Origin of the sequence: Pseudomonas sp. A-R-19 (genome assembly GCF_019956575.1) — a bacterium.
Taxonomy (GTDB): Bacteria; Pseudomonadota; Gammaproteobacteria; order Pseudomonadales; family Pseudomonadaceae; genus Aquipseudomonas.
In genome coordinates this window covers 1-3,934 of the sequence record NZ_JAHBDR010000010.1, presented here as the reverse complement: position 1 = coordinate 3,934, position 3,934 = coordinate 1, and the positions used below count along the sequence as shown (strand labels likewise).

Annotated in this window: 3 protein-coding genes; 2 read left to right on the top strand and 1 reads right to left on the bottom strand. The window is 55.0% G+C overall.

The window, feature by feature from the left end:
• The first annotated feature begins 233 nt into the window (after window positions 1-233).
• A complete protein-coding gene (locus KGA88_RS00260) occupies window positions 234-428 on the top strand; it encodes a hypothetical protein (protein ID WP_110661133.1) in 195 nt (64 codons plus the stop codon).
• Window positions 429-483: 55 nt separating this feature from the next.
• Window positions 484-669, top strand: coding sequence for a hypothetical protein (locus tag KGA88_RS00255; RefSeq protein ID WP_110661134.1), 186 nt, complete (start codon window positions 484-486; stop codon window positions 667-669).
• Window positions 670-916: 247 nt separating this feature from the next.
• Here the strand turns inward: KGA88_RS00255 and KGA88_RS00250 are convergent, their stop codons facing one another.
• Complete coding sequence (locus KGA88_RS00250; RefSeq protein ID WP_263295966.1) at window positions 917-3,142, bottom strand: M10 family metallopeptidase C-terminal domain-containing protein; 2,226 nt, start codon at window positions 3,140-3,142, stop codon at window positions 917-919.
• Window positions 3,143-3,934: the final 792 nt, after the last annotated feature.

Genomic DNA, 3,934 nt, shown 5'->3' with positions numbered 1-3,934 from the left:
GATTTACTGATGAAGTTTAGCTAATCGACTGTGGGCAGGGTCGTTTGGCACTCGGGGGGGGGAGCCATCAGCTTTTCTTTTTCGACTCCATTCTCGGATTTTGCCTACAACTTCGGCAGGAGTAACCCGCTATTCCAACAGTGAAAAACGGGAAATACTGACCAGGCAAAAAGGGAGGATCACCGGCCGTACGGCGAGAACCTTCTGAACAGCAAAGCCCGATAGGATGAGCCATGCTACAAAACGACCGCGACAATCTGGAACTCGATAAACTGCAAGTCGAAATCCGAAGGTCCATGGCCGAAACCCGCAAACTCACGGCAGAAGAACGCAAGCTCAGGCAAGAGTCCTTCTGGTACCCGATCGCGGTGGGGGCTGGTACGGTGACCGCTATCGTCGCCGCTGTCAGCCTTTGGGCGAAGTTTTGAGCATTCGTACTCGCCACGGCAGACACGACTCGTGACTCACACAGGAAGTAGCCGCATGTCCACACAACATACGAATCAATCCAGCATTGAACAACTGCACCGCGACGTTGCAGCTTTTGCCGAAGAGATGCGTAGTCCCGCCCCGAGCGCGATCCGCTCTGCTGTGTTGCCGTTCAGCATCGGTGCCGCGCTGGCACTGGCAATCTTTGCCGCCGTCGCCATAGTCGTTCGACTGGTCTAGTCTCTTGCCGTCCCTCCGATGGCTGGAGGTGTTTGGGTGAAACTGGTGTAAACCTGTTTCAGGACGAGACAAAAGGCTTCGCCCGGTGCTGTTTCTGGCCGACTGCAGCCTGTCATCATCGGCTGCAATCGACCCGAAACTGCAGTTGGCCAAAAGCAGAAAACGGCCAAAAGGAGGCCGTCAGATACTTCTGGAAAATCAAGGGTGACCCGCTACGAGTCACCCTGTCAGATGCCAGATCCGCAATTTAAAGTATAAAGTCCGCCGTCGTCACGCTGCTGATACCGGTGATCTGGATGGCGAACTCGGCGGCGCTGTCGGCATCGGTATTGCCGTAGAGCACGCCCGCTGAAACTTTCAACTGGCCGGCCGCACTGAAGGCAACGGTACTGCCGATGATCGAGGTGAAGGCTTCGTTGGTGATCGTCGCCGTGTTGGCATCGAGCGTCGACAGGTCAATCTTGTCGGCTCCGCGGACGAAGTCGGTGATGATGTCCCAGGTGGCACTGGTCAGCCCCGTTTCAGCGAGGGCGTTGAAATCGAAGATGTCGTTGCCGGCGCCGCCGGTGAGGGTGTCCTTGCCTAGTCCGCCCGTTAACACGTTGGCTGCCGCATCGCCTTTCAGAGTATCGGCGTAGCTGGAACCAGTGAGATTTTCGATGTAGAGGAGGCGATCGACACCTGCACCGAGTGTATTCTGGGAGGCCGTCGTGATGTTCAGGTCGACTTTGACCGCAGAAGTTGCCCCCTCGTAGGTAGCCGTGTCCACGCCGCCACCGCCATTTAGGGTGTCATTGCCAGCCGCACCACGCAGGGTGTCATTACCAAGTCCACCACTGAGTGTATCGTCACCGTTGCCTCCATCGAGGCTGTTGTTATAGGCATTGCCCACCAGGCGATCGTTCGCGTAACCACCAATAACGTTTTCGATATTGAGAATTCGATCATCCTCGTAACGGGATGCCACGACACGCTGCTCGCCCGTGAGGCTGAGATTGACGTTGAGCGCCAATCCCTCTGCTGCGTAGGACAGGGTATCGATGCCCTCACCGCCGTCCAGAAAGTCGTCGCCAAGACTGCTGATCAGCAAGTCATTACCGGTGCCGCCCGATAATACGTCGTCTCCCAGGCCGCCATTCAGAGTGTCGTTTCCGGCGCCCCCCTTGAGGATGTCATAGTTGTCGCCACCATCGAGCTTGTCGTCGCCAATGCCGCCCTCCAGTGTGTCGTTACCATTGCCACCGAACAAACTATCGTTACCGCTGCCACCCACCAGCAGGTCGTAACCATCGCCCCCCTCAAGGGTGTCAGCGCCGCCTTCGCCGAACAGGCGGTCGCTGGACGAGGAGCCAACGAGACGGTTGTTGCCAAGGCCACCGAACAAATCGCTTTTGCCAGTGGCGAACTGACTAGAGTTGGCCGTGCTGGTATTGAGGAGCAGGTTGCTCGTTGTCAGGTCGGCGATCGATACTCCCGTGAGCACCAGCTCGGCCGAGTAGCCGCCGTTCCAATTTGTGATGACATCGCCACCTTTGTCGTCCCCCGCCTCAACCAGGCGCTTGAGGCTATCGATATCACTGATCCCGAGCGCGCGGACATCGAGCTTGTCCTGCTCCGCGAGACTGAAATCGACGACTCGGGTCGCGTCGTAATAATTGCTTCCCTGCTGAGCGATGAATACGTCGCTACCAGCCCCGCCGATGAGCTGATCGCTCCCGGTGCCACCGTTCAGGATATCGTTGCCACTACCGCCTTCGAGCACATCTCCATCGGCGCCACCGTTCAGGGTATCGTTGCCGGCACCACCGACCAAAAGGTCATTCCCAGCCATGCCGAAGAGGGTGTCATTGCCGCTTTCGCCAAAAAGGCGGTCGCCGGACGAGGAACCTGTAAGCCTGTCATTACCCAACCCGCCGAACAGGTCGCTCTTTGAGGTTGCGGTCAGAATATCGTCTTTGACGGTCGTATTGAGAAGTACATTGGACGCGTCCAACTCGCCAATCCCGGTGGCCCAAAGATTGTTCAGCGTGGTCGTCGAATAATAACCGTTAGTATTGATCGTCAATAAAAGCTTGTCATAGTAATTGACTTCAAACAGGCGATTAAGCGTATCGATGTCGGAGATGCCGACCTGACGAAGATCCAGCCGATCTGCGGATACGTCAAAATCCGTGATGGTTTGCTCTATATAATTGGCACCACGATTTATGACGAAAGTATCTGCCCCTGCGCCGCCTGTAAGGACGTTATTACTGCTAGTGCCAGCGTCCAGGATATCGTTGCCGTTGCCGCCATACAGATTGTCCGCCCCACTGCCACCATAGATCGTATCGTTACCATCATCGCCATAAATGGTATCGTCACCATTATCGCCATAAATCACTTCGGCGATGTTGCGGCCATAAATTATATCGTAGCCAGTGGTTCCATAAATGGTGGACCCGTTTACCGTCTTTCCATTAACTGTTGCCAATTAGACTCTCCTGTCTTTACTGCTAAAAAAGCGGCTTCTGCCACGGGCTAAATTCCAAGCAGTAACTCGAGGCGCAACCCATCCTCGTACATGCTCATGTCAAACGCTTGCTTGGTTTGAAAAATCGGTGCGCCTACTATTCTCAATCCTGCTGAAGTTGCGTGGTTACAATCCAAAGCCGACGTTGGCGACTAGCCAAGTTCGATCAATAGTCGACTATTAGATGTAACTACGAACCAAGGGGATTCACTACACCCGTTCACAGATGGCAGATGGCAGATGGCAGATGGCAAGTAGGGGGCGTAAATCGACCCGGCTTCCACATTGGCTTTGGAAAAAAATGCCCCGTACGTGGGTGCCGCAGGGGCTTTTTGACGCCATTTCACTACGCCTGACTACCCTGACCTCATTGTTCAGAATGGATCAGCAGAATTTTTTCGGCTGTTACTCCTCATGCGGTCCCTGTGCCGAGATAACATCAAAACGATATCACTGGGGGTATGGACTGTGTCAAGTGGATTACACATGGAGGATAGATCGCCACGACTGTGACACGCACCAAGCCGAGCGGAGATGGGGTCCGTTTGGCTAAGCCGCACGAGATCAGCGCGGTAGTGAGGCATTTCGAGCTTCATGTAGGACTCGCGACGATGAAACTTCAGGCCTTTCACCTCAGGTCGCTGGAAATATAAACACAGACCTGAGATGGTCACGCCCTTGGTTTCAGCCACCAACGCTATCCTTAATTATCGCTCCCGCCGTCGAGATGGATCTTCGCCCATGCAAACCCCC

Coding starts and splice junctions, on each gene's coding strand:
- KGA88_RS00260 (WP_110661133.1), top strand. CDS start 234: ATGCTACAAAACGACCGCGACAATCTGGAACTCGATAAACTGCAAGTC.
- KGA88_RS00255 (WP_110661134.1), top strand. CDS start 484: ATGTCCACACAACATACGAATCAATCCAGCATTGAACAACTGCACCGC.